The sequence below is a fragment of the Herminiimonas sp. CN genome, from assembly GCF_000622895.1.
Classification (GTDB): Bacteria; Pseudomonadota; Gammaproteobacteria; order Burkholderiales; family Burkholderiaceae_D; genus AVCC01.
On sequence record NZ_AVCC01000036.1, the window covers coordinates 1 to 23,644 of the forward strand.

Below are 23,644 nucleotides of genomic sequence, written 5' to 3' on the forward strand. Positions count from 1 at the left end.
ACCGAAAGCGGCTGCGAGCAAGAAACCGGCAGCGAAAACTGCAGCTCCCAAAAAAGCGACGGCAAAATCGGATGCGAAAACCGTGCTTAATCCTGCTGCCGCATGGCCGTTTCCAACCGGCTCCCGTCCGTAATCCGGTGACTGGGCCAAGAGGCTGTCGGACTTAGGGCAAGCCGGTTGCGGAAGTGTTTGAGCGGTTGGTATGCCAGCCGGTTTTTCGTTTCGGCATCCTAAGTCCGACAGGCTTCCTGGAAGCCGGTACGGCTTCTGGCACAATACCCGCTGTGTGGCTTGCTGTCATACGGCGGGTTTTTTATCTGGAGGGTTTCCATGCTGCATGGCATTTTGACGTTGGTAGTAGGTACCGTGGCGGTTATCGTGGCCGGCGTGCTGCTGTTGCGATTCTGGATGCAGGCAGTGCGGATACGGCCGCCGGCATCGATCGCGCAATTTGTTTTTCGCCTGTCGGACTGGCTGGTACTGCCGCTGCGTCGCGTATTGCCAGGCGTGGGCGGCTACGATTGGGCCTGCATCTTCGGTGCCTACCTGATCGCCGTGGTGGCGACTGCGGTCGAGATGCTGATCGTGTCGCCGTTCCCGTTCCAGGCGCTGCTGTTGCTGGCGCTGCTGCGGCTGTTGCAGTGGGCGTTTTATGGCTGGATGGGTTTGCTGATCATCGAAGCGGTGTTCAGCTGGGTCAATCCGCATGCGCCGCTGGCGCCGGTGGTGCGGGCGCTGAACGAACCTCTGCTGCGGCCATTGCGGCGCATCATCCCGCTGATCGGCAATGTCGACTTGTCGCCGCTGGCGGCATTGTTGCTGCTGCAAGTGGCACTGCAGCTGCTCAGCAGTCTGGTGTTGTCGCTGGCATGAGCCGGGACTGGTGTTCGCAGACCGAGCACGGCATCCGCCTGGCGGTGCAGATCACGCCGAATGCGAAACGCAGCGAAGTTGTTGGCGTACTGGACGACGTATTGAAGATACGGCTGCAGGCGCCGCCGATCGAAGGCAAGGCGAATCTGGCGCTGACGCGTTTTATCGCCGCTACGCTGGGCCTGCCGAAGGGCGCGGTGGTACTGATGCACGGCCAGACCAACAAGCGCAAGCTGCTGGAAATCCACGCGCCGCAATTGACGCTCGCCGCGCTGCGGCAGGCTTTGCTCCCCGAGTGAATATTGCAGAGGCGTTCAGTGCGCGATGCGGGTGGTGCGGCCGTTGCGCGCCATCACTTTGACCTGCTCGCCCGGCTGAAAAAGCGCTCCCGGCTCGATCCGATAGACGGCGCTAGCGCCATTGTCAAAGCGCAGCGTCAATTCGGTGACGGTTCGGCTGCGCTGCCCGCTGTGCGCTGCTGCCGGATCGCCGGCAACCACCTCGCCTGCCAACCCCGGCGCATCAGCCGTGGTAACAATCACTGCACTGCCGACGGCCGTGACGGTTGCCACCCGCACCAAAGTGCTGCCCTGGGTGGAAGATGTCATCGGATCGGCGTTCGGCAGTACCGGCATGGAGCACCCGATTGTCAGTGCGGCCAGCAGCAAGACTGGCGGGCGGTAATAGGCGTGCATCGATCCGAGCCCCTTCTTTACAGGCGATAACCGAACGCGGCCAGGAAGCGTTCTTCAATTTCAGCCTTGCCCGGAGCGTGATTCTGGCCGCCCTGGTGCGCGATCTTGATCGACCCCAGCAGGCTGGCTAGGCGGCCGGTGGTGGCCCAATCCATCCCGTTGCTCAAGCCGAACAGCATGCCGGCGCGAAAGGCGTCGCCGCAACCGGTCGGATCGACGATGCGGTCAGCCGCAACGCAGTCGATCTCGATCTTTTCGGCCGCAGTGAAGATATGGGCACCCAACTCGCCGCGCGTGACGATCAGCGCCGACACCCGCTGCGCAATCTGATCCAGCGTCAGGCCGGTGCGCTGGGTTAACAACTCGGCTTCATAGTCATTGACAGCAACATACGTTGCCAGTTCAATGAAATGGACCAGTTCGGCGCCGCTGAACATCGGCAAGCCCTGCCCCGGGTCGAAGATGAATGGAATCTCGAGTTCGGCGCAATCGCTGGCGTGCTGCAGCATGCCGTCGGGGCCGTCCGGCGCGACGATGGCCAGTTTGACCGGGCCGGCGTCGGCCACCCGGTTTTGGTGCGAGAACATCATCGCACCCGGGTGGAAGGCGGTGATCTGGTTGTTGTCGGCATCGGTGGTGATGAACGCCTGCGCGGTATAGGCGGCCGGGCAAGTGCGGATATTGCGCCGGGAAATGCCCAGATGGTCGAGCCGGTCGAGGTACGGCTGGCTGTCCTGGCCGACGGTGGCCATGATGCGCGGGTCGCCGCCCAGCAGTTTCAGGTTGTAGGCGATATTGCCGGCGCAGCCGCCGAACTCCTTGCGCAACTCCGGCACCAGAAAGGCGACGTTGATCTTGTGCAGCTGGTCGGCCAGGATGGCGTTGGAGAAGCGGTCTCCGAACGACATGATGGTATCAAAAGCGATGGAACCGCAAATCAGGGAAGTCATGGTGGAAAGTCGAGGGAATCGATCAGGCTGGTTGAAGTGGGCGCAACAAAGTGGATTTCAGTTGCGGCGTGGTAAATGTTAAATACTTTGAGTATCAGTTAAAAACTACATTTTTCGCACGTAAATATTGCGGCATTAAAAATACTGGCAAGTTTCTATGGTTTCTTGAGATTATGGATAAAACAAAATCACGCGATATCCGGCAGCTTTCAATTGCGTCAGCGCGAACGTGAGCCGAACCGATTGCTCGCTGTTGGCGGCAAAGCCGTTGGCGATCTCGGTGGCGCCAAGCGGGAATTCACGCGGCGTGAAGATGCGCCGCAGGATCGGGCGCTCATTGCCGTCCTCATTGCCGTCATTTAAGGTCAGCTCCATATCCGGCCAGGCCTGTGCCGTGCTGCTGCGATTACGCAGCAGGAGCGTCAGAGTAAGGGTGCCAGCCGTACCTGGCTGGGTCTGCAGTTCGGAGGATTCGATACTGATTGCATCAATCCGGGCCGGCAGCGTGATGCTGCAGCCGAGCGTGCGGCAGACGGCGAGCAGCGCCGGCCTGGTCTGCGGCAGGTGCGCTGCAATTTGATGGCGCAGTGCATAAGCGGCTTGCGCCAGCAGGGTCAGCGCCAGAATGGTCGAGCCGATACCGAATAGCAGCCGGCTGCGCGGCTCCCGATGTTGCCGGCGGCGGGCGGCGGCGATGAAGCCGGGTTCATCCTGCGGATATTCCTCGGCCTGCGGGGCGAAATCCGGTTCAGCGGCCGGCAATGCAGCGGTTAGCCCGGGCTCTATTCTCGTTTCGAAGCGGGCGGCCGATGTTTTTTCTGTTGGAGCGGTATTGTGCTCGGTCAGTGACGGGTTATCCGCCGCAACGCCAGCGGCCGGAGCTGATTCATCCGGCTGCTCCGGCTGATCTGCCGGCGGGAAATGCATCAGCGTCATTCCCTCCAGCGCCGCATAATCCAGCTCATCCAGTATATTGGCCGGTTCGGTGAGCTTGGGCTGCGGCGCTGCGGCATCAGGTTCGGAATCTACGCGCGATGGCAAGCCGATTTCGACCTGATTGCCCACGGCTGCCGGCGGAATCAGCCGATCGACATGGCTCAGGTCGTCTTTGGGCGGTACACCGGGGTTTGCCGCCGGCTGGATTCCGGCAGGAGGCAACAAATGTTCGATGCCGTTGAACACCTGCCGGCATTGTCCGCAGCGCACGATGCCGCCGCGTAATTTCAATTGGTCATGCGCGACCCGGAACGTCGTATGGCAATGCGGACACCGGGTGGCGAGCGCCATTGCTATGCCTGGTCTGATGACGCCGCACGATGGCCGGAAAGTGCCACCCAGCCGTCCTGCTCGGCCCATACCGTCAGGCTGATGAAGGGAGCGTAGGCGGCGGCGACTTCTTCTGCCTGTTGCGCCAAAATACCCGACAGCACCAGCGCGCCGCCGGCGGCGGCTCGCGCAGCCAGCATCGGCGCCATCAGCGCCAGCGGGCCGGACAGGATATTCGCTACCACGATGTCGAAGGTACGATCCGGCGCCGCCGCGCCGAAGGCATCCGGCAGGTAGTAATCGATGGTGCAGTTGTTGCGCGCGCTATTGGCATTCGCCGATTCGATTGCCTGCGGATCGATATCGACCCCGATCACGCTGGCCGCGCCGAGTTTCTTGGCGACCATCGCCAGGATGCCGGAGCCGCAGCCGTAGTCGAGCACCGACAAGCCTTGGGATATTTGTTGCGCATGCGCTTCCAGCCACTCCATGCACAGGCGCGTGGTCGGATGGCTGCCGGTGCCGAAGGCCAGGCCGGGGTCGAGTTCCAGTATCAGGCCGTTCGGGTCGGGCGCGGTATGCCAGCTGGGCACCACCCAGATGTTCTTGCCGATATGGATCGGTTCGAACTGGGATTGGGTCAGGCGCACCCAGTCCTGATCGGCCACTGCCCGCAGCGTGTAGGCCGGGATGGCGGCCAGCCGGACGGCGGCGCTCGCTTGCGCGACAATGGCGGCCTGATCGGCATCGGTGTCGGTCAGTGCAATTACGCGGCTGCGCTCCCAGGCGGCCTGTTCCGGCTCCATGCCGGGCTCGCCGAACAGCGGTACTTCGGCCGCAGTGCCGAGGTCGGCATCTTCGACAGAAACCGACAGCGCGCCGGCTTCCATCAACGCATCCGACAGGGCTTCCGCGTGGCTGCGTGCGACTTCAATGACGATTTCGGTCCAGCTCATGGCAACGGTTTGGTGGGTTTTAGCGGCACCTTCGGTAAATCCGGCTTTTCCGCCAGTTTATGTTCCAGGTAATGGATGCTGGTGCCGCCTTCGATGAAGCGGGCATCGACCATCAGTTCCCGGTGCAGCGGAATGTTGGTCAGGATGCCTTCGACCACCATTTCGGACAGCGCAATCTGCATCCGCCGGATCGCCTGTTCGCGCGTGGCGCCGTAGGCAATCACCTTGCCGATCATCGAATCGTAGTGGGGCGGCACGTAATAGCCGGCATACGCATGCGAATCGACCCGGATGCCGGGGCCGCCGGGAGTGTGCCAGGACGTGATCCTGCCGGGCGATGGCGTAAATTTGAACGGATCTTCGGCATTGATGCGGCACTCGATCGCATGGCCGGTGAGCTTGACTTCGCGCTGGCGATAGCGCAGCTTTTCGCCGGCCGCGATGCGGATCTGCTCTTGCACGATGTCGATGCCGGTGATCATTTCAGTCACCGGATGCTCGACCTGGACCCGGGTATTCATCTCGATGAAGTAAAACTCGCCGTTCTCGTACAGGAATTCAAAGGTGCCGGCGCCGCGGTAGCCGATCTTGCGGCAGGCTTCGGCGCAACGTTCGCCGATCTTTTCGATGATCTTGCGCGGGATGCCTGCCGCCGGTGCTTCTTCGATTACCTTCTGGTGCCGGCGCTGCATCGAGCAGTCGCGCTCGCCGAGCCAGATCGCGTTCTTGAATTCGTCGGCCAGGATCTGGATTTCCACATGGCGCGGATTTTCCAGGAACTTCTCCATATACACTTCCGGATTGCCGAAGGCGGCGCCGGCTTCGGCCTTGGTCATGGCGACTGCATTGAGCAGCGCAGCTTCGGTATGCACCACGCGCATGCCGCGCCCGCCGCCGCCGCCGGCCGCCTTGATGATGACCGGATAACCGACCTTGCGCGCAGTCTGGATGATGATCTTGGGATCGTCAGGCAACGCGCCTTCCGAGCCGGGCACGCAGGGCACGCCGGCCTTGATCATGGTTTGCTTGGCGGAAACCTTGTCGCCCATCAGCCGGATCGAATCCGGGCGCGGACCGATGAAGATGAAGCCGGATTGCTCGACCCGTTCGGCAAAATCGGCATTTTCGGACAGGAAGCCGTAGCCGGGATGGATCGCCTGGGCGTCGGTGACTTCAGCCGCGCTGATGATGGCCGGCATGCTCAGATAGCTTGAAGACGATGGCGCCGGGCCGATGCAGACCGATTCATCGGCCAGTTTGACGTATTTTGCTTCGCGGTCGGCTTCGGAATGCACGACGACAGTCTTGATGCCCATTTCGCGGCAGGCACGCTGGATACGCAGCGCAATTTCACCGCGATTGGCAATGAGGATTTTTTCAAACATAGTGGTGTGGGTTCGTGATGCCTTGAAGGTTAAACGCCAGGCGTGGGGAATAAGCTTGCAACGCCTGCCGCAGCAGGCGCCACAGGCGGCGCGCTTAACCGATCACGAACAGCGGCTGGCCGTATTCGACCGGCTGGCCGTTTTCGACCAGGATCTGCGTGATGACGCCGGAAGCATCGGCTTCAATTTCATTCAGGAGTTTCATGGCCTCGATGATGCACAGCGTTTCGCCTTCCTTGACGCTGGAGCCGATGTTGACGAAAGGCGCCGAGCCAGGTGCCGATGAGCGGTAAAAAGTGCCGACCATCGGCGACTTGACCAGATAGCCTTCCGGCACGGCAGGAGCCGCGTTCTCCACTGGTGCTGCTATCGGTGCTGCGGGCGCTGTCGTTACTGTCGGCATCGCTTGCGACATCATCTGTTGCGGCATCATCATTACTTGCTGATTTTGCAGGTAGGCGGACGATTTGACGATGCGGACTTTGCCTTCACCTTCGGTCACTTCCAGCTCGGCGATATCGGATTCAGCGACCAGATCGATCAGTGTTTTGAGTTTTCGTAGGTCCATGTGAAATCCCTCGGTAGTGTTTTTGTTAGCAAAATGGCTGAAATTGTAAGCTATTTGAAGAAATATAGCAGAAAATGCGCGAAATTAAAGTTTCCGCAGTGCGAACTCGATGGCCGCCTGATAGCCTGCCACCCCCAAGCCGCAGATAACGCCCACCGCAATGGCCGACAGGAAAGACGTGTGGCGAAACGCTTCGCGCTGATGGACATTCGAGATGTGTATCTCGACGAACGGAATCGACACCCCCGCCAGCGCATCACGCAAAGCTACGCTGGTGTGGGTCAGGCCGCCGGGATTGATGACGATGGCATCGACGCCTTCCGCGCGGGCGGCGTGGATCCGGTCAATCAGTGCACCTTCATGGTTGCTCTGGAAGCAGTCCATCGCGGCGCCCGCAGCCGCAGCTTGCGCCAGTGCAGCTTGCTCGACATCTTGCAGCGTCGCCGTTCCGTAGACTTCGGGCTCCCGGCTGCCGAGCAGGTTGAGGTTGGGACCGTTGATTAAAAGGATATTTTTTGCCATGAAGGATGCTTGGCTTAAAAGCAGGTTTAGCGAGGATGGCCGCATTTTGCCGCTGAATGGCGTCGGTTGGCAAGAAAAAACTCGTTATGGAAATTACATCAGGGAAAGATCGGCGCGTAATTCATCGATTTTCAAACGCCCCAGATAGGTCTTTTTTACGTGCCCGTCACGCCCGATCAAAACCGTATACGGCAAGCCGCCGGCCTGATTGCCGAACGCGCGCGTCAGTTCAGTGGCGCTCACGCCGGCGACAAACAGCGGGTAGCCGATCCGGTACTTGTCGGCAAACTTGGCGATGTTGTCGGCTGAATCGATGCCGATGCCGAGCAGTTGAATGCCGCGAGGGGCAATTTCCGCCTGCAATGCGGACAGTTCCGGCATTTCCTGGACGCAGGGCGCGCACCAGGTGGCCCAGAAGTTGACGATCATCGGCTGACCCCGCCAGGCGAACAGCGCTTGCGGCTGGCCGTGCGCATCGGGTAGGGTCTGGGCCAGCAGGCGGTTGACTGCGGCTGCCTGGGCCGGGTCCGGCGCCAGTCTCTGGACGCCGAAATAGGCGCCGATGGCGGCAAACAGCAAGCCTGTGAAGACAAATAGCGCAGCGTTACGTTTCATCGGACTGGCTTTCCGCGATCAGCGCCTGCAGCGCCGCAAGATTGGCGCGTTCGCTTTTCGATTTATTGCTGCCGCGCAAATCGTCCGGCCCGTAAATCGCCAGATGCACGCCTTCGTTGTGCCACAGGAAGCTCAGGGTCTCGACCGGGTCGCGCGCGGGGCGATGTTGCGAGCGCGGCGCTTCGGACACTTCGAAGCTGACATCCTTGTTGAGCAGGAACAGCGCGACATCCTTCGGATTGTCGGTAAACAGCTGCAAATGCAGATCGGAATGCTCGCCCGCGCTGCCGTTCAGGACCGCGCCGGTCAGGTGCGGATTGAAGGGCGCCAGGTCCTGCATCAGGCGCTGCGCGATCTGGCGCAGGTGCAGCAGCCGCGCCGGCTGGCTGTCGCCGGAAAACAGCGCGTGGTAAATCCGCACTTCCTCTTCGATTTGCGCATTGTCGGGCAGGATTTCGCCGCGCACTTTGCGCGTTTTGGAACGGCCGAGGATTTGCTCGGCCGCGCGGCGCTTGGCGCTGGCATAGTCGGCGCCGTCCTGCGCAATCATGCGCGCGGCGGCGGCGGCGATTTCGCTGCGCAGCAGCGCGGCATCGGTCGGGTAATGGATATCCATGGCGCGCATCATACTACCGATGGCAACGCGCGGCTGCAGGTCGCGCTGCGGCCGCTCAGGTAAAATCGCGGTATTCCATTTTCAAGCAGGCATCATGCATATCCATATTCTGGGCATTTGTGGCACTTTCATGGGCGGCCTGGCGGTGCTGGCGAAAGAAGCCGGGCACACCGTCACCGGCTGCGATGCCAATGTGTATCCGCCGATGAGCAGCCAGCTCGAAGCGCAGGGCATCGCGCTGATCCAGGGTTTCGGCCCCGAGCAGGTGAATCTGCAGCCGGACTTGTTCGTGATCGGCAACGTGGTCTCGCGCGGCAACCCGCTGATGGAGGAAATCCTCAACCGCGGCTTGCCGTATACGTCCGGCCCGCAATGGATCGGCGACCATATCCTGCGCGGCAAATGGGTGCTGGCGGTGGCCGGCACCCACGGCAAGACCACCACCGCCTCGATGCTGGCGTGGATTCTGCAGGAAGCCGGCTACGCACCCGGCTTCCTGATCGGCGGTGTGCCGATGAATTTCGGCATTTCGGCGCGGCTGTCGGCGCTGGGCGAGAGCTCCGATTTTTTCGTGATCGAGGCCGACGAGTACGACACCGCTTTTTTCGACAAGCGCAGCAAGTTCGTCCATTACCATGCGAAGACCGCGATCCTGAATAATCTGGAATACGACCACGCCGACATTTTTCCGGATCTGGCCGCGATCGAAACCCAGTTCCACCATCTGGTGCGCACCGTGCCCGGGCTCGGGCGGCTGATCGTCAATGGCCGCGAAGCGTCGATGCAGCGCGTGCTGGAGCGCGGCTGCTGGAGCGAAACCGAATTTTTCGGGGTCGATCTCGGCATCGGCTGGTCCTTGCGCGAGCATGAGGACGACAGTTTCGACGTGATTTTCAACGGCCAGTCGCAGGGCACCGTGTGCTGGTCGCTCAGCGGCGAGCACAACCGGATGAATGCGCTGGCGGCGATTGCCGCGGCGCGCCATGTCGGCGTGCTGCCGGCGCAGGCGATCGAGGCGCTGGCACGGTTCGAGAACGTCAAGCGCCGCATGGAAGTGCGCGGCGCGGTCGGCGGCGTCACGGTAATCGACGATTTCGCCCATCATCCGACCGCGATTGCCACTACGCTGGCCGGCCTGCGCAAGCGGGTCGGCGCCGCCCGCATCCTGGCGGTGCTGGAGCCGCGCTCCAACACTATGAAGCTGGGCACCATGAAGCAGGCGCTGGCCGCCAGCCTGGCCGGGGCCGACCTGGTGTTCGGCTACGGCGGGCCGGACGGACTGGGCTGGGACCTGGCTGCGGCGCTGGCGCCGCTGGGCGCAAAAGCGCGCACTTTCAGCACGCTGGAAACCCTAGTGCCGGCCATCGCGGCATCGGTGCAAGACGGCGACACCATCCTGGTGATGAGCAATGGGGCTTTTGGCGGCGTGCACCAGAAGATTCTGGATGCGCTGGCGTACGGCGACGGCTCGGCTTTGGCATCATGATCCTGTACCTGCACGGCTTTCGCTCTTCGCCGCAGTCGTTCAAGGCGCAACTGCTGGCCGAGCGGATGCAGGCGCTCGGGCGTGCGGACGAGTACCTGTGCCCGCAACTGCCGGCGTCGCCGCGGGCGGCGGTGGAGCAGGCGCTGCAGCTGGCGCAATCCTGTCCGGCGGCAGAGCTGAGCATCATCGGCTCTTCGCTCGGCGGCTATTACGCGACCTGGCTGGCCGAACAATTGGGTTGCCGCGCGGTGCTGCTGAACCCGGCAGTCAAGCCGCCGCGCGACCTGGAACCGCATGTCGGCGTGACGACCGCGTTCCACTCCGACGCGCCGTTCGAATTCAAGCGCAGCTATATTACGGAGCTGGAAGCATTGGGTGTCGAGCAAATCAGCCGGCCCGAGCGCTATTTCCTGATCGCCGCCAGCGGCGACGCAGTGCTGGACTGGCAGGAAATGGTCGCGCACTATCCCGGCGCGCGGCACCGCGTGATCAACGGCAGCGACCACGGCTTGTCGGACTTCACCCGCTATGCCGACGAAGTGCTGGCGTTTTGCGGCGTGACGCCGGCGCGCCCGCCGGTACAATCCGCCGACGATGCGCGCTATGGATCCGGAACGAATAATATTGGAACTGGATCCCCTCACCCCGACCCTCTCCCAGAGGGAGAGGGTGAGAATGGGGCATGATGAAATCAAGCCTTCATCATGCCGGATCGATAATGCCGGGTTGGTCCGCTGTCGCCAACTGGGTTGCGCATGTCAATGGCGTCAATCCATCGCCAGCGATGCGCGTCTGGCTGACCGACCGCGCTTCGTTGACTGCCAAGCTGATCGCGCGTTCCGAGCAGTTCCGGGTACGGCGCCTGGCGCAGCGGCGCGCAGTCTGCCTGTTTGATGAATGCGCGCCGATCGGCTTGCCGCAGCCGCGCAAGGTGCTCGAGCGCGACGTCTTCCTGCAATGCGACGGGCGGCCGATGGTGTTCGCCCATACCGTCGTGCCGCTGGCGGCGACGGCGGCGCAGTGGCCGCTGTTTCGCCGCCTGGGCGAGCGCTCGCTCGGCACCACGCTGTTCGGCGACCCGATCGTCGCCCGCGGCGCGCTCGAATATGCGCGCCTGCACGCAGCGCATCCGCTGGTGCAGCGCGCTTGCGCGGCGCTCGGCGGAGCGCCGCAAGCGTTGTCGGCGCCGCTGTTTGCGCGCCGCTGCCTGTACCGGCGGCGCGGCGCGGCGCTGCTGGTGACCGAGCTGTTCTTGCCAGCGATTGCCGCACTGCGCGTTAAATGATCGGGAAATAATTGGAGTATGGCGTTAAAACGTGTATTTCCACATGTATATAGTGCGGTGTTAAAAAATACCGAATGCAGTATTTATTGATGGCCCGGCGTCCGGCTGGATCCGGCATCCAATCCAGTATTTATCCATAAAGCGATTCATGAATCTATTTTTCGAAGAATCCGGCGACTTCAAGGCCGGCCACGTACTTTCCCACAGCGGCGAATCGTATCAAGTCGAATTGCCCAGCGCCAAACGGACCAAGGTGCGGGCCAAGGATGTGCTGCTGCAGTTCGAGTCGCCGACCGCGGCCGAACTGCTGGCCGACGCGCAGCTGCTGACGCAAGACCTCGATCTCGATTTTCTGTGGGAAGTCGCTGGCGAAGAAGAATTCGGCTTTGCCGATCTGGGCGCCGAATATTTCGGCCATGCGCCGACGCCGGTCGAGGCCGCCGGCCTGCTGCTGAAGCTGCACGCAGCGCCGATCTACTTCTACAAGAAGGGCAAGGGCCGCTACAAGCCGGCGCCGCAAGCGGCGCTGCAGGCGGCCCAGGCGGGCATCGAAAAAAAGCGCGTGCAGGGTTTGCTGCAGGAACAATATGTCGATGAGCTCAAAGCCGGCCGCTTGCCGGCTGCGCTGCAGCCGCTGGTGCGCCAGCTGCTGTTCAAGCCGGACAAGAACGGCATCGAATACAAGGCGCTGGACGCCGCTTGCAGCGCGCTGCACACCAGCCCGGCGCGCCTGATGCTGGCCTGCGGCGGCATCAAATCGGCCAAGGAGCTGCACATGGGGAAATTCCTGCTGGAAAACTTCCCCAAAGGCACCGGCTTCGCGCCGCTGCCGGTGCCGAAGATGCCGGAACTGCCGGTAGCCGAGGTGCAGGCATTCTCGATCGACGACATCACCACCACCGAAATCGACGACGCCTTTTCGCTGCAAACTCTGGCTGACGGCCTGGTGCGCATCGGCATCCACATCGCCGCGCCCGGGCTGGGGATCCGGCCGCAAGATGCGATCGATGCGATCGCGCGCCAGCGCATGTCGACCGTCTACATGCCGGGTGACAAGATCACGATGCTGCCGGATGAACTGGTCGAAGCCTTCACGCTGGGCGCCGGCCAGACCCGCCCGGCCCTGTCCCTGTACGCCACCGTGGATACCACCGACTGGTCGGTTGTGTCCACCGAGTCGCGCGCCGAGGCGGTGCCGATGGTGTCGAATCTGCGCTTGAACGATCTCGATCATCTGGTCACCGAAGAGGCGCTGGCTGCCGGCAGCGGCGACTACCCGCACAAGGCCGAGCTGGCCGTGCTGTGGCAATGGGCGCAGGTGCTGGAGCAGGGCCGCATGGCCAAACGCGAGGGCTTCGGCCTGAAGCCGGAGCAGACCAACCGGGTCGATTTCAATTTCTACGTCGAGGACGACGTGGTCAGCGTGGTGCGCCGCAAGCGCGGCGCACCGCTCGACAAGATCGTGGCGGAATTGATGATCTTCGCCAACAGCAGCTGGGGCAAGATGCTGCACGAGCACGGCGTGCCGGGCATCTACCGCGCCCAAGGCGGCGGCTCCGGCAACGGCTGGGCCGCCAGGATGCAGGTGCGCATGGTCACGCACGCGGCGCCGCACCAGGGCCTGGGCGTCGATCAATACGCGTGGAGCACGTCGCCGCTGCGGCGCTACGTCGACCTGGTCAACCAGTGGCAGATCCTGGCCTGCGTCCAGCACGGCGTGACCGCGCCGATGGCCGCGCCGTTCAAGCAGCGCGACGCCAATCTGTTTGCGATCGTCTCGGCGTTCGACGCCGCCTACGCCGCCTACGGCGACTTCCAGTCGAACATGGAACGCTACTGGTGCCTGCGCTGGCTGGCGCAAGAACATGCCCGGCAGGTCGAGGCGGTGGTGCTGAAGGACGAGGTGTTCCGCCTGGTCGACATTCCGCTGGTGATCAAGCTGTCGGGCACGCCTCCGATTGCGCGCGGCGCCCAAGTCCGGCTGGACCTGATCGGCTGGGACGAGGTCGAGCTGGCGGTGGAAGCGCGCCTGCTGGAGGTAGTCTCGGCACCGAACGCCGACAGCGTGGCGCAGGCGGAAGACGCGTTGAGCGACACCGAAGCCGAAACCGATGTCGCCAGCGGCGAGGAGGCCGCTGCCGTCGAGGCCGCAGAGACTGCAGCGGAGCCGGATGCAGCCCCGCTGCAGGATGCGCTGGCCGGATGAGGCGCGGCGTTTGCCGTAAAATCCCAACACTTTGCCACTGGATGTCCTGATATTCGTGAAGTTCTTTCATAAACTGACGCCGCTCTCGCTGGCCGTCGCCATCTCGCTGCTGCTGCATGGTGCGTTGCTGGCGGTGCATTTTGCCGCGCCGCAGGCGCTGCGCTTTGCGCCGGCCGACCCCGGGCTGGAAGTGATCCTGGTCAATGCCCGCCGCGACAAGGCGCCGCTGAAGGCCGAGGCGCTGGCGCAGGCCAACCTCGACGGCGGCGGCAATGCCGCGCAGGGCCGCGCCAAGTCGCCGCTGCCGGATTCGCATAAAGCCGAGGATGGCCAGAGCATCAAGGCGGCCAGGCGCAGGCAGGACAATCTGGAAGCGCAGCAAAAGAAACTGATGGAGCAGCTGCAGCAGAAGGACAGCGTGTTCCGGGTGCCGGCGCAAAGGAACCAGGGCCAGCCGCAGGAGGCGCCGCCGCAGCCGCAAGGCGCCGATCCGGTCGACAGTGCGAAGGCGATTGCGCGCATGGAGGCGGAAATCGCCAAGAATGTCGAAGACTACAACAAGCGCCCGAAGCGGACCCAGATCACGCCGAGCACGCGCGGAGTCGGCTATGCGATGTATTACAAGGCGCTGCAGGAGCGCATCGAGAAGATCGGCACCCTGAATTTTCCGCAGAAAGATGGCAGGAAGCTGTACGGCGAGCTGATCGTCTCGATCCCGGTGTTCCAGGACGGCACCATCTTCGAGCGCGACGGCGGGCCGCGCATCGAGCGCAGTTCCGGCATCCCCGAGCTGGACCGCGCCACGCTGGCGATCATCCGCCGTTCCGCACCGTTCGGCCGCTTCCCCGAGAACATGCGCAGCGTCGGCAAGGATGACCTGTGGGAGGTTGTCACCCGCTTCAAATTCACCCGCGAGGAAGCGCTGGAAACCGTGCTCAACGCCCCTGCCAATTAAAACCATTACGACTGCAACGACTGAATTATGACTGACAGATACGCGGTTATCGGCCATCCGGTAGCGCACAGCAAATCGCCCGAAATTCATGCCAGCTTCGCCGCGCAGACCGGGCAGGACATCGACTACCAGCGCTTGCTGGCGCCGCTGGACGGCTTCAATCAAACCGTGGCGGACTTCATTGCCGCCGGCGGCCGTGGCGCGAACGTGACGCTGCCGTTCAAGCTCGAAGCGTTTGCGCTGGCGACCCGCCTGAGCGCGCGCGCGCAAGCGGCCGGCGCGGTGAATACGCTGAAATTCGACGGCGACGCCATTTTCGGCGACAACACCGACGGCGTCGGGTTGGTGGCCGACATCGTGCGCAATGCCGGCGTGGCGCTGGCCGGTCGCCGCATCCTGCTGCTGGGCGCCGGCGGCGCCGCGCGCGGCGTGATCCTGCCGCTGTTGCAGCAGGCCCCGGGCGAGCTGGTGCTCGCCAACCGCACCGCCGCCCGCGCGGCCGCACTGGCGCAGGAGTTCGCCGCCGCGGGGCCGATTGCAGCCAGCGACTTTGCCGATCTGGCCGGGCCGTTCGACATCGTCATCAACGCCACCGCCGCCAGCCTGTCGGCCGAGCTGCCGCCGGTTGCGCCCGGCGTGTTCGGCCGTGCCGCCTTTGCCTACGACCTGATGTACGGCAAGGAGCCGACCGTGTTCATGCGCTTTGCCGCGCAGCACGGCGCTGCGGTGCGCGACGGCCTGGGCATGCTGGTCGAGCAGGCGGCGGAATCGTTCCTGCTGTGGCGCGGAGTGCGGCCGGCCACCGCCGCTGTATTGGCGCAACTGCGATTACAGTTACAGACGCAATAGCGGCCCTGAGCTGGCGACCGGATGAAGAAACTGCGTAAATTCCTGTGGTGGCTGCTGCTGTTGCCGCTGCTTCTGCTCCTGCTGCTGCAGTTGTATTATTTTGCGCAAATCGGCCTGTGGGTGGTGTTTAATCCAACCTCCACCAGTTTCATGCAGGCGCAGCTGACCCGTTTGCAGGAAAAGAATCCGGACGCCGCGCTCAAGCGGCAATGGGTGCCATACCCGCAGATTTCGAAAAATCTCAAGCGTGCCATCATCGCCTCCGAAGATGCGCTGTTTGCCGAGCATCGGGGCGTCGATTGGGATTCGCTGGAAAAAGCCTACCTGAAAAACAACCGCAAGGGCCGGGTAGTGGCAGGCGGCTCGACCATCACCCAGCAGCTGGCGAAAAACCTGTTCCTGTCGGGCAGCCGCAGCTATTTCCGCAAGGCGCAGGAACTGGTCATCACCTACATGCTGGAATTCTGGATGAGCAAGGAACGCATCTTCGAGATTTACCTGAACGTGGTCGAGTGGGGCAACGGCGTGTTCGGCGCCGAAGCCGCGGCGCGCCATTACTACGGCATTCCTGCGGCGAACCTGAGCGCCAGCCAGTCCGCCCGGCTGGCGGTGATGCTGCCGAACCCGCGCTTTTACGACAGCCATCGCGGCTCCGCTTATCTGGCGCGCCGCACCGGCCTGATCCTGCGCCGGATGGGCTCGGCGGAACTGCCATGATTGCAATTTCGAAACAGCGCGGCCTGAGCCTGCTGTGGTGCGCGATCCTGATGGCGCTGCTTGCCGCCGGCGCGCTGACGCTTGCTTGCCGCTATCGATGAAAGTACACTTGCGCTGTTTTCAGCACCTGGCACGGCCCACCCTGTCATCGGGCCGTCACCCTGCTGGTTTATAGTCGCTGTCGCCGCATTCGTCTTGCGCTAGCGCGTTCCGAGCCTGCCTGATAGCACCATTCCGATTTACAGTATGTGTTGCATGCGCGGCCGCATGACTGGGAGAATTTATGATTAATGCATTCGTTTTGCAAAACGGCCGGCTCAACCAGGTATATATCGACACCCGCGCCGATCTGGCCAATATCGAGCCGATCTGGGTCGACCTGACCGACACCAACGATGCAGAGCGGGCCTGGATCAAGAGCATCTACCAGGTGACCCTGCCGGGCGAGGACGAGGTCAAGGACATCGAGGCCTCGGCGCGCTATTACGAAGCCGAAAACGGCGACCTGCATCTGCGCACCGATTTCCTGATCGACGAGGAGGAAGGGCCGTCGCGCAGCGTCACGGTGGCCTTCATCCTGACCAAGAGCATGCTGTTTTCCCTGCATACCGACGACTTGCCGGTGTTTCGCCTGGTGCGCATGCGGGCCCGCTCGCGCCCCGGTTCGATCGCCGACTACAAGGACGTGCTGCTCGACCTGTACGCGACCGACGCCGAGTATTCGGCCGATGCGCTGGAAGGGATTTACCAGAATCTGGAGGACGTCAGCCGGCGCGTGCTGCAAAAGGAATTCACCGATCAGGACGCGGCTGCCGCGCTGAACGCGATGGCGCAGGAAGAGGATTTGAACGGGCGCATCCGGCGCAACATGATGGACACCCGGCGCGCGGTCAGTTTCCTGATGCGCGGCCGGCTGCTGAATGCCGACCAGTTCGAGGAATCGCGCCAGATCTTGCGCGATATCGAATCGCTGGACGGCCACACATCCTTCCTGTTCGACAAGATCAACTTCCTGATGGATGCCACCGTCGGTTTCATCAACATCAACCAGAACAAGATCATCAAGATCTTCTCGGTCGCCAGCGTCGCCTTCCTGCCGCCGACCCTGATCGCCAGCATTTACGGCATGAACTTCAGGGGCTGGTTCCCCGAGCTGGAATGGTCTTTGGGTTATCCGTTTGCGCTGGCGCTGATGGTCGCTTCCGCGGTTACGCCGTTCTGGTATTTCAGCCGGCGCGGCTGGCTCAAGTGAGCGCAAGCCAAGGCCGTCCGGCCTAGCCGCACGGGCGAAAAAATACCCGGAAGATTTCCGGGTATTTTGAAAATATTCAGGGTATGCTTATTTTTATGGCATTTCATTCAATAATATACTGCCGAATACAAAAATACTTATTGCAGTATATTTTCCAATAGAGAGCGCCCCAGCATCCCTCGCGGGGGCCGGGGCAGGCGCAATATCAGGCCAGTTGCGCGAAAGCCTTGCGGCCTGCGGCTACGGTGGCCTCGATCACCGCGTCGTCATGCTGGATCGAGACGAAGCCGGCTTCGAACGCGGCCGGCGCGAAGTACACGCCTTCGTCCAGCATCGCGTGGAAGAAGATGTTGAACTGCTCCTTGTTGCCGGCCAGCATTTCCGCGTAGCTGGTCGGCACTTTGGCCGAGAAATACAGGCCGAACATGCCGCCGACCGAATCGGCGCAGAAGGTCACGCCGGCGTCTTTGGCGGCCTGCGACAAGCCCTGCACCAGCTTGGAGGTTTGGGCGCCGAGCGTCTCGTAAAAGCCGGGGGCCTGGATCAGTTTCAGCGTGCTCATGCCGGCGGCGACTGCAACCGGATTGCCCGACAGGGTGCCGGCCTGATACACCGCGCCGAGCGGCGCCATCTGCTGCATCAGTTCGGTGCGGCCGCCGAAAGCCGCCACCGGCAATCCGCCGCCGATCACCTTGCCCAGCGCAGTCAGGTCCGGCGTGATGCCGTGCAGCGCTTGCGCGCCGCCCAGCGCGACCCGGAAGCCCGACATCACTTCGTCGAAAATCAGCACCGTGCCATGCTTGCTGCACAGGCGCCGCATCGCCTGCAGGAATTCCGGCGTGGCGCGCACCAGGTTCATGTTGCCGGCTACCGGTTCCACGATGACGCAGGCGATCTGGTCGCCGATGCTGTTAAACGTGTCTTCCAGTTGCTGGACGTTGTTGTAGTCCAGCACCAGCGTGTGCTTGATGAAATCTTTCAGGACCCCGGCCGAGGTCGGGTTGCCGAAGGTCAGCAAGCCGCTGCCGGCCTTCACCAGCAGGGAATCGGCATGGCCGTGATAGCAGCCTTCGAACTTGATGATCTTGTCGCGCCCGGTGGCGCCGCGCGCCAGCCGCAATGCGCTCATGGTGGCTTCGGTGCCGCTCGACACCAGCCGCACCTGTTCGATCGACGGCACCAGGCGGCAGATTTCTTCGGCCATCAGCACCTCGCCTTCGGTCGGCGCGCCGAAGGACAGGCCGCGTGCCGCCGCCTGCTGCACCGCCTGGACCACTTCAGGATGCGCATGGCCGACGATGGCCGGGCCCCAGGAACCGATGTAATCGATATAGCGCTTGTCGTCGGCATCCCAGAAATACGGGCCTTCGGCGCGGTTGATGAAACGCGGCGTGCCGCCCACCGAGCGGAACGCGCGCACCGGCGAATTGACGCCGCCGGGCGTGGTCAGTTGGGCACGTGCAAATAGGTCGTCGTTTTTGGAAGTCATGGCAAACAATCGGTTAAACAGTGGGTTAAGTGGGAAATAAGCAGGAAAGATCGGGAAGCGTGCCCGCGGCAGTTCAGGGCGGTTGCAGGCCGGATTCCCTGGCCCAGAAATAGCGGTCCGGCAGCAGCTTTCCCATGCCGATGCGTTGCGCGTGGGATAGCGCGGCCATCGTGAATTCTTGCGCTTCAAGCGCCGCTTCCGGCACCTCCAGGCCGCTGGCCAGCATTGCCGCAATGGCTGCCGACAGGGTCGATCCGGCGCCGGAAAAGGCGCCCGGCAAGCGTTGCCAGACATCGTGGCGCACCACGCCGGATGCGCTGTACAGCGTGTTGGCGATATTGCCCAGCGCGCACGGGGCGCCGGTCAGGAACAGGTAGCGGCAGCCGAATTCGGCGATTTCACGCGCATCCTCGGCCAGCAGGTCGGCGCTGCCGGGCTCGCGCCAGGTTTCGGCCAGCAGGTTCAGCTCGGTTGCGGAAGCCAGGAACAGGGTGGTTTGCGGCAGCAGCAGCTCGCGCATCGCCAGCAGCATGTCTTCCTCCGCCATGCCCTGGTCGGGCAGGGCGGAAATGAAGGGGTCGAGAATCAGCGGAATGTCGGGATAGTCGGAGACGATTTCGGCAATCATGCTGATGTTTTCGACGCTGCCCAGCGCGCCCACCTTGAAGGCGGCAATCGGCATGTCTTCCAGCACCATGCGGGCCTGGTCCATGATCCAGTCGGTCTCGATGTGCTGGATGTCCTCGATGCGCGCGGTGTCGCCGATCAGAATCGACGTGATCACGGAGGCGCCGTGGCAACCCATCGCTGCAAACGAGGCCAGGTCGGCCTGGACGCCGATCGCGCCGACCGGGTCGGAAACGCCGAACGTCAGTATCAGAGGGGAGGTTTGGTTTTGCACGACCGGTAGATTAATATGACTGACTTCGTATTTTACTTGATGGGGTGTCGGCTGTGAGCAACAAAGAACAATTCAAGACCTGGATGTGCCTGATTTGCGGCTGGGTCTATGACGAAGCGCAAGGCCTGCCGGAGGACGGCATCGCCCCCGGCACGCGCTGGGAAGACATCCCGATGAACTGGACCTGCCCGGAATGCGGGGCGCGCAAGGAAGACTTCGAAATGGTCGCGCTTTAAGCGCTGTTGCCGTCTGAATAATGTCCGTTGGCAAATCAATATCGCAAATCTGCAGCTCGGCAAGTATTGTTTGAAAGCATCTTCTTTTTTGTTACAGTGAGGCAGGATTTCTTAACTGCAGGATGGGGTCGCATCATGGCAATGACGTTACAGGGTGGCAATCTGAAAATCATGGTGATCGATGACAGCAGCACCATCCGCCGCTCCGCCGAGATATTCCTGGGGCAGGCCGGCTATCAGGTGATCCTGGCCGAGGATGGTTTCGATGCGCTGGCGAAAGTCAACGATCACCAGCCGGCGCTGATTTTTTGCGACATCCTGATGCCCCGGCTGGACGGCTACCAAACCTGCGCGCTGATCAAGAAAAGCGCCAAATTCCATGCCACTCCGGTTGTCATGCTGTCGTCGAAGGATGGCTTGTTCGACCGTGCGCGGGGAGCGATGGTCGGCTCTTCCGAATATCTGACCAAGCCGTTTACCAAGGACAGCTTGTTAAAAACGGTGCGCGAGCATGCGCCGCAAACCGCAGCTCAGCCACTTTCGAAGCAGGGAACGTAAAAATGACGATAACAAAAAATCCTGATTGTCGACGACTCGGCAACCGAGCGCTATTTCCTCACCGACCTGCTGGCCAGGAACGGATTTTCGGTATCCAGCGCAGACAATGGCGAAGATGCGTTATTGCAGATCAAGGCCGACAAGCCGCAATTGATTCTGATGGACGTGGTGATGCCCGGGAAAAACGGCTTCCAGGTGACCCGCGCGATTGCCCGCGATCCGGAAACCCGGGATATTCCGATCATCATCTGCACCAGCAAGGACCAGGAGACCGACCGCATCTGGGGTTTGCGGCAAGGCGCGCGCGACTATCTGGTCAAGCCGATCGATGCGCAGGCGCTGTTGTCCAAGATTGCCGCGCTCGGCTAACCCCGCTCCCATGAACCAACCCCCGACCAATCGCCGGCAGGATGGATCCGCCGGCCAGCCGGAACCGCGTGCGCGCCGCATCCGCTTGCATGAATTTCAGGCGCAGCTGGCGCAGCGGGTGCAAGCCGCGCAAAACAGTACCGAAAACAGTGTCAGCCGACTGGGCGCGATGGCAGGGGATGCGCGCTGCCTGTTCGATTTGCAGCAGATCAGTGAAATCATGCCGGTGCGCCCGATCACCAAGGTTCCGCTGACGCAAGACTGGTATCTCGGCCTGTCGAGCATCCGCGGCAATCTGGTCGGGGTGGTCGATTTTGCCCGCTTTCTGGGCTGCGCCGGCACCGCAATCGATGCGGAATGCCGGATTATCGTTTTTGCCCGCGCACTGGCTTTGCCTGGCGGCTTGCTGGTGCCGCGCGTGCTGGGTTTGCGCAATCCGCAGCAGATGACGCACGATGCCGCAGCCGGACCCGATCCGGCCGCCGGGATGGCGGCCTGGCCTTGGGCCATGCGGCATTGCCGGGATGCGCAGTCGCGGCCCTGGACGCAGATCGATCTGGCGGCGCTGGTGCAGGATCCGCGCTTTTTACACATAGGTTCATGAGCGGCCGGCGCAGGTGTTGCCGCAGCTGCCGCTCGTGCCTTCATTGGCAATAGGAGAGTTCTTGATGGCGTTCATACCCCCGTTCCTTGCTGCGGGAAAGAAGGAAGAGAATCCGCAGCAGGGCGCTGTGCTTGCTGGTACATCGACCACTGCCGGAGCGCAGGCGCCGGCCAGCGGCGGGCTGCCGCTGATCGGCCATCTGCCGCTGCAAAGGCAGATCCGCCTGCTGCTGATTCTGATGGGCGCGGCGCTGCTGTCGAGCGCAATCTTTGTCTGGTACAGCATGCATGGCTGGGCCCAAAGCGCAACCCGGACCCAGGTCGCCGGCGATGCGCTGATGCACTCGCAGCGTATCGGCAAGGCCGCGCCGAACGCGATCCAGGGCAATCGGGAGGCGTTCAAGCAACTGGAAGACAGCCGGCGCGAACTCAGCCGGGATTTGCAATTGCTGGCGGCCGGCGGCAATTACCTGGGCGCGGCAATCGATCCGCCGGATCGAAGTGTTGTGCCCGGCATCCGGGAAAGCCAGAAAATGTGGGCCAATTCGGAGCGGGATGCCGGCGCCATCCTGAAGCTGAAGAAAGAACTGACCGGTTTCGGCGCTACCCTGGAAAACCTGAACAGCCTGTCGCCGGCGCTGCTGGAACTGGCCGAGCAAATTTCTGCGCTGAAGGTGCAATCCGGCGCCGCCCCGCGCGAAGTCCTGATCAGCGGCCAATTGATGATGCTGACCGAGCGCCTGAGGCGCAGCGCCGGCGAATTCCTGACTTCCGAGGGCGTCAATCCGGAAACCGCTCTTTTGCTGGGAAAAGACGCCAAGACCTTCCGCGACATCGTCGACGGCTTTCTGAACGGCAGCGATTTGCTTAAGGTGACGGCCGAGAGGAATCCCAAAATACGCGCAAAGCTGAGCGAACTGCAAAAGACCTTTGCCGAATATCAGCAATCGGTCGCTTCGATCCTCGGCAATGTGCAGAATTTCATTGCCGCCAAACAGGCTGAGCAATGGCTGTTCAATAACAATGAAGCCCTGAAGCAGCGCATCGGCAGTTTGCAAGCCACCTTCCGGGCCCAGCAGTACGACTGGGGCTGGCCGTTCTGGCTGTTGCTCTCGAGTGCTTTTCTGGCCTTGCTGGCGGCGGCCGGGATTGCCTTGCTATTGCTGCAGGATAGCCGCAGCCGTGCCCGCGAAGCGGAAGCGCGCCGCCTGGAAGCGGAACGGCAGCAGCGTCTGGCGCAGAGCCAGGAGGAGCGGGCGAAAAGCGCCAACGACCAGAATCAGGCCGCCATTTTGCGTTTGATGAATGAATTGCAGGAAGTCGCCGACGGCGACCTGACGGTGCAGGCCACGGTGTCGGAAGACATCACCGGCGCGATTGCCGACTCGGTCAATTACACGGTGGAGGAGTTGCGCCTGCTGGTCGGCCGGGTAACCGATACCGCAGCCCAGGTGACCTCGGCCTCGAACCAGGCGCAAAGCGTGTCGGCCGACCTGCTGGTGGTGTCGCAGCAGCAATCGCGCGAAATTGACAATGCCGGCCAGTCGGTGCTGCAGATGGCGCAGCAGATTACCGACGTGTCGCGCTCGGCCAGCCAGTCGGCCGAGGTGGCGCGGCAATCGGTGTCGGCGGCCGAGCAGGGCGCGCGCGCGGTGGCAAACGCGATCAGGGGCATGACCGAGATCCGCGAGCAGATTCAGGAAACCTCCAAGCGCATCAAGCGCCTCGGCGAATCCTCGCAAGAGATCGGCGAAATCACCGAACTGATTTCCGACATCACCGAACAGACCAACGTGCTGGCCTTGAACGCGGCGATCCAGGCGGCCTCGGCCGGCGAGGCCGGGCGCGGCTTCTCGGTGGTGGCGGAAGAGGTGCAGCGCCTGGCCGAGCGTTCCGGCGCAGCCACCAAGCAGATCGGCGCGCTGGTGCGCACGATTCAGACCGATACCTTCGACGCCGTCGCGGCGATGGAGAAATCGACCCAGGGCGTGGTCGAAGGCGCCAGGCTGTCGGACGCCGCCGGCACCGCGCTGGCCGACATCAGCCGCGTTTCGAACCGGCTGGCCGAGCTGATCCAGGGCATTTCGAACGAAACCCAGCAGCAGGCGACCTCGGCCGGCGGCGTGGCGCAAACCATCGGGCACATCCTGGCGGTGACCGAGCAGACCAAGGGCGGCACGCAGCAGACCGCGCAATCGATCCAGCAACTGTCGCTGCTGGCGGAAGAACTCAGGAATTCAGTGTCGCGCTTTCGCATTCTGGCCTGATTCCGGCCTGCCGGCGCTGCAGCAG

The 23,644-nt window shown here is 62.6% G+C and carries 25 protein-coding genes and 1 pseudogene; 15 read left to right on the forward strand and 11 right to left on the reverse strand.

All coding sequences use genetic code 11. From position 1 onward, the window contains the following. Positions 1–330: 330 nt before the first annotated feature. On the forward strand, positions 331–873 hold the full coding sequence (locus HMCN_RS0109480) for a YggT family protein (RefSeq protein WP_025917162.1): 543 nt from the start codon (positions 331–333) through the stop codon (positions 871–873). Next, entirely contained in the window at positions 870–1,172 is a 303-nt protein-coding gene (locus HMCN_RS0109485; protein ID WP_025917163.1) for a DUF167 domain-containing protein, read from the forward strand. Before HMCN_RS0109480 ends, HMCN_RS0109485 begins: the two co-directional genes overlap by 4 nt. Before the next feature lie 15 nt (positions 1,173–1,187). Here the strand turns inward: HMCN_RS0109485 and HMCN_RS0109490 are convergent, their stop codons facing one another. From HMCN_RS0109490 to HMCN_RS0109530, 9 genes are all read right to left on the reverse strand, one after another. Further along, the gene (locus HMCN_RS0109490) at positions 1,188–1,568 is read right to left on the reverse strand and encodes a hypothetical protein (RefSeq protein WP_025917164.1); all 381 of its coding nucleotides are present in this window, start codon (positions 1,566–1,568) and stop codon (positions 1,188–1,190) included. Positions 1,569–1,585: 17 nt separating this feature from the next. Next, positions 1,586–2,518, reverse strand: a complete 933-nt coding sequence (locus HMCN_RS0109495; RefSeq protein WP_025917165.1) for a carbohydrate kinase family protein — start codon at positions 2,516–2,518, stop codon at positions 1,586–1,588. A 171-nt stretch (positions 2,519–2,689) separates the two neighbouring features. Continuing rightward, on the reverse strand, positions 2,690–3,805 hold the full coding sequence (locus HMCN_RS0109500; RefSeq protein WP_025917166.1) for a DUF3426 domain-containing protein: 1,116 nt from the start codon (positions 3,803–3,805) through the stop codon (positions 2,690–2,692). A gap of 2 nt (positions 3,806–3,807) precedes the next feature. After that, complete coding sequence (prmA, locus tag HMCN_RS0109505) at positions 3,808–4,740, reverse strand: 50S ribosomal protein L11 methyltransferase (protein WP_025917167.1); 933 nt, start codon at positions 4,738–4,740, stop codon at positions 3,808–3,810. Further along, positions 4,737–6,125: an acetyl-CoA carboxylase biotin carboxylase subunit gene (accC, locus tag HMCN_RS0109510; RefSeq protein ID WP_025917168.1), complete on the reverse strand. Its 1,389-nt coding sequence runs from the start codon at positions 6,123–6,125 to the stop codon at positions 4,737–4,739. Before accC ends, prmA begins: the two co-directional genes overlap by 4 nt. 94 nt (positions 6,126–6,219) lie before the next feature. Beyond that, positions 6,220–6,693: an acetyl-CoA carboxylase biotin carboxyl carrier protein gene (accB, locus tag HMCN_RS0109515; protein ID WP_025917169.1), complete on the reverse strand. Its 474-nt coding sequence runs from the start codon at positions 6,691–6,693 to the stop codon at positions 6,220–6,222. Positions 6,694–6,777: 84 nt separating this feature from the next. Then, positions 6,778–7,215, reverse strand: coding sequence for a type II 3-dehydroquinate dehydratase (gene aroQ, locus HMCN_RS0109520; protein ID WP_025917170.1), 438 nt, complete (start codon positions 7,213–7,215; stop codon positions 6,778–6,780). A gap of 93 nt (positions 7,216–7,308) precedes the next feature. Continuing rightward, a complete protein-coding gene (locus tag HMCN_RS0109525) occupies positions 7,309–7,830 on the reverse strand; it encodes a TlpA disulfide reductase family protein (RefSeq protein ID WP_025917171.1) in 522 nt (173 codons plus the stop codon). Further along, the gene (locus HMCN_RS0109530) at positions 7,820–8,446 is read right to left on the reverse strand and encodes a hypothetical protein (protein ID WP_035626520.1); all 627 of its coding nucleotides are present in this window, start codon (positions 8,444–8,446) and stop codon (positions 7,820–7,822) included. The genes HMCN_RS0109525 and HMCN_RS0109530 overlap by 11 nt, the downstream gene beginning before the upstream one ends. Positions 8,447–8,540: 94 nt before the next feature. Here HMCN_RS0109530 and mpl point away from each other — a divergent pair, with 94 nt between their 5' ends. From mpl to corA, 8 genes and pseudogenes are all read left to right on the forward strand, one after another. Further along, positions 8,541–9,932, forward strand: a complete 1,392-nt coding sequence (gene mpl / locus HMCN_RS0109535; protein WP_025917173.1) for a UDP-N-acetylmuramate:L-alanyl-gamma-D-glutamyl-meso-diaminopimelate ligase — start codon at positions 8,541–8,543, stop codon at positions 9,930–9,932. Further along, positions 9,929–10,495: pseudogene (locus HMCN_RS0109540) on the forward strand (YqiA/YcfP family alpha/beta fold hydrolase); the annotation flags it as partial. The gene mpl and the pseudogene HMCN_RS0109540, both read left to right, overlap by 4 nt. 155 nt (positions 10,496–10,650) lie before the next feature. Beyond that, positions 10,651–11,217: a chorismate lyase gene (locus HMCN_RS0109545; protein WP_025917175.1), complete on the forward strand. Its 567-nt coding sequence runs from the start codon at positions 10,651–10,653 to the stop codon at positions 11,215–11,217. Positions 11,218–11,365: 148 nt separating this feature from the next. Beyond that, the gene (locus HMCN_RS0109550; RefSeq protein ID WP_025917176.1) at positions 11,366–13,423 is read left to right on the forward strand and encodes a ribonuclease catalytic domain-containing protein; all 2,058 of its coding nucleotides are present in this window, start codon (positions 11,366–11,368) and stop codon (positions 13,421–13,423) included. A gap of 55 nt (positions 13,424–13,478) precedes the next feature. After that, positions 13,479–14,378 (forward strand): TonB C-terminal domain-containing protein, encoded by a 900-nt coding sequence (locus HMCN_RS0109555; RefSeq protein WP_025917177.1) that lies wholly within the window; start codon positions 13,479–13,481, stop codon positions 14,376–14,378. A gap of 27 nt (positions 14,379–14,405) precedes the next feature. Then, positions 14,406–15,227 carry a shikimate dehydrogenase gene (aroE, locus tag HMCN_RS0109560; protein WP_025917178.1) on the forward strand — a complete coding sequence of 274 codons (822 nt, stop codon included), beginning with the start codon at positions 14,406–14,408 and terminating at the stop codon, positions 15,225–15,227. Between the two features lie 21 nt (positions 15,228–15,248). Further along, the gene (mtgA, locus tag HMCN_RS0109565) at positions 15,249–15,944 is read left to right on the forward strand and encodes a monofunctional biosynthetic peptidoglycan transglycosylase (protein ID WP_025917179.1); all 696 of its coding nucleotides are present in this window, start codon (positions 15,249–15,251) and stop codon (positions 15,942–15,944) included. Between the two features lie 283 nt (positions 15,945–16,227). Further along, entirely contained in the window at positions 16,228–17,196 is a 969-nt protein-coding gene (gene corA / locus HMCN_RS0109575) for a magnesium/cobalt transporter CorA (RefSeq protein WP_025917180.1), read from the forward strand. 205 nt (positions 17,197–17,401) lie between these two features. On the opposite strand, the gene hemL is transcribed toward corA, so the two are convergent. Together hemL and HMCN_RS0109585 are read right to left on the reverse strand one after the other, a co-directional pair. Continuing rightward, on the reverse strand, positions 17,402–18,685 hold the full coding sequence (hemL, locus tag HMCN_RS0109580) for a glutamate-1-semialdehyde 2,1-aminomutase (RefSeq protein WP_025917181.1): 1,284 nt from the start codon (positions 18,683–18,685) through the stop codon (positions 17,402–17,404). Between the two features lie 73 nt (positions 18,686–18,758). After that, positions 18,759–19,586, reverse strand: a complete 828-nt coding sequence (locus HMCN_RS0109585; RefSeq protein ID WP_025917182.1) for a hydroxymethylpyrimidine/phosphomethylpyrimidine kinase — start codon at positions 19,584–19,586, stop codon at positions 18,759–18,761. A gap of 83 nt (positions 19,587–19,669) precedes the next feature. On the opposite strand from HMCN_RS0109585, the gene HMCN_RS0109590 reads away from it, so the two are divergent. The 5 genes from HMCN_RS0109590 (at position 19,670) to HMCN_RS0109610 (ending at position 23,619) form a co-directional block, all read left to right on the forward strand. Beyond that, entirely contained in the window at positions 19,670–19,822 is a 153-nt protein-coding gene (locus HMCN_RS0109590) for a rubredoxin (protein WP_025917183.1), read from the forward strand. A gap of 135 nt (positions 19,823–19,957) precedes the next feature. Then, positions 19,958–20,380 carry a PleD family two-component system response regulator gene (locus HMCN_RS0109595; protein WP_025917184.1) on the forward strand — a complete coding sequence of 141 codons (423 nt, stop codon included), beginning with the start codon at positions 19,958–19,960 and terminating at the stop codon, positions 20,378–20,380. An 18-nt stretch (positions 20,381–20,398) separates the two neighbouring features. Next, positions 20,399–20,749: a response regulator transcription factor gene (locus HMCN_RS17545; RefSeq protein WP_035626517.1), complete on the forward strand. Its 351-nt coding sequence runs from the start codon at positions 20,399–20,401 to the stop codon at positions 20,747–20,749. Positions 20,750–20,759: 10 nt separating this feature from the next. Continuing rightward, positions 20,760–21,353 (forward strand): chemotaxis protein CheW, encoded by a 594-nt coding sequence (locus tag HMCN_RS0109605; RefSeq protein WP_025917186.1) that lies wholly within the window; start codon positions 20,760–20,762, stop codon positions 21,351–21,353. Between the two features lie 64 nt (positions 21,354–21,417). After that, positions 21,418–23,619 (forward strand): methyl-accepting chemotaxis protein, encoded by a 2,202-nt coding sequence (locus tag HMCN_RS0109610; protein ID WP_025917187.1) that lies wholly within the window; start codon positions 21,418–21,420, stop codon positions 23,617–23,619. The last annotated feature ends 25 nt before the right edge of the window (positions 23,620–23,644 follow it).

What these genes read in the sequence shown, in the direction of transcription:
- hemL (WP_025917181.1), bottom strand. Translation starts at nt 18,685, where the DNA reads ATGACTTCCAAAAACGACGACCTATTTGCACGTGCCCAACTGACCACG.
- HMCN_RS0109595 (WP_025917184.1), top strand. Translation starts at nt 19,958, where the DNA reads ATGGCAATGACGTTACAGGGTGGCAATCTGAAAATCATGGTGATCGAT.
- aroE (WP_025917178.1), top strand. Translation starts at nt 14,406, where the DNA reads ATGACTGACAGATACGCGGTTATCGGCCATCCGGTAGCGCACAGCAAA.
- HMCN_RS0109550 (WP_025917176.1), top strand. Translation starts at nt 11,366, where the DNA reads ATGAATCTATTTTTCGAAGAATCCGGCGACTTCAAGGCCGGCCACGTA.
- HMCN_RS0109610 (WP_025917187.1), top strand. Translation starts at nt 21,418, where the DNA reads ATGGCGTTCATACCCCCGTTCCTTGCTGCGGGAAAGAAGGAAGAGAAT.
- HMCN_RS0109495 (WP_025917165.1), bottom strand. Translation starts at nt 2,518, where the DNA reads ATGACTTCCCTGATTTGCGGTTCCATCGCTTTTGATACCATCATGTCG.
- HMCN_RS0109530 (WP_035626520.1), bottom strand. Translation starts at nt 8,446, where the DNA reads ATGGATATCCATTACCCGACCGATGCCGCGCTGCTGCGCAGCGAAATC.
- prmA (WP_025917167.1), bottom strand. Translation starts at nt 4,740, where the DNA reads ATGAGCTGGACCGAAATCGTCATTGAAGTCGCACGCAGCCACGCGGAA.
- mtgA (WP_025917179.1), top strand. Translation starts at nt 15,249, where the DNA reads ATGAAGAAACTGCGTAAATTCCTGTGGTGGCTGCTGCTGTTGCCGCTG.
- HMCN_RS0109605 (WP_025917186.1), top strand. Translation starts at nt 20,760, where the DNA reads ATGAACCAACCCCCGACCAATCGCCGGCAGGATGGATCCGCCGGCCAG.
- HMCN_RS0109500 (WP_025917166.1), bottom strand. Translation starts at nt 3,805, where the DNA reads ATGGCGCTCGCCACCCGGTGTCCGCATTGCCATACGACGTTCCGGGTC.
- corA (WP_025917180.1), top strand. Translation starts at nt 16,228, where the DNA reads ATGATTAATGCATTCGTTTTGCAAAACGGCCGGCTCAACCAGGTATAT.
- HMCN_RS0109485 (WP_025917163.1), top strand. Translation starts at nt 870, where the DNA reads ATGAGCCGGGACTGGTGTTCGCAGACCGAGCACGGCATCCGCCTGGCG.
- HMCN_RS0109545 (WP_025917175.1), top strand. Translation starts at nt 10,651, where the DNA reads ATGCCGGGTTGGTCCGCTGTCGCCAACTGGGTTGCGCATGTCAATGGC.
- accC (WP_025917168.1), bottom strand. Translation starts at nt 6,125, where the DNA reads ATGTTTGAAAAAATCCTCATTGCCAATCGCGGTGAAATTGCGCTGCGT.
- HMCN_RS0109590 (WP_025917183.1), top strand. Translation starts at nt 19,670, where the DNA reads ATGTGCCTGATTTGCGGCTGGGTCTATGACGAAGCGCAAGGCCTGCCG.
- accB (WP_025917169.1), bottom strand. Translation starts at nt 6,693, where the DNA reads ATGGACCTACGAAAACTCAAAACACTGATCGATCTGGTCGCTGAATCC.
- HMCN_RS0109480 (WP_025917162.1), top strand. Translation starts at nt 331, where the DNA reads ATGCTGCATGGCATTTTGACGTTGGTAGTAGGTACCGTGGCGGTTATC.
- HMCN_RS0109490 (WP_025917164.1), bottom strand. Translation starts at nt 1,568, where the DNA reads ATGCACGCCTATTACCGCCCGCCAGTCTTGCTGCTGGCCGCACTGACA.
- mpl (WP_025917173.1), top strand. Translation starts at nt 8,541, where the DNA reads ATGCATATCCATATTCTGGGCATTTGTGGCACTTTCATGGGCGGCCTG.
- HMCN_RS0109525 (WP_025917171.1), bottom strand. Translation starts at nt 7,830, where the DNA reads ATGAAACGTAACGCTGCGCTATTTGTCTTCACAGGCTTGCTGTTTGCC.
- aroQ (WP_025917170.1), bottom strand. Translation starts at nt 7,215, where the DNA reads ATGGCAAAAAATATCCTTTTAATCAACGGTCCCAACCTCAACCTGCTC.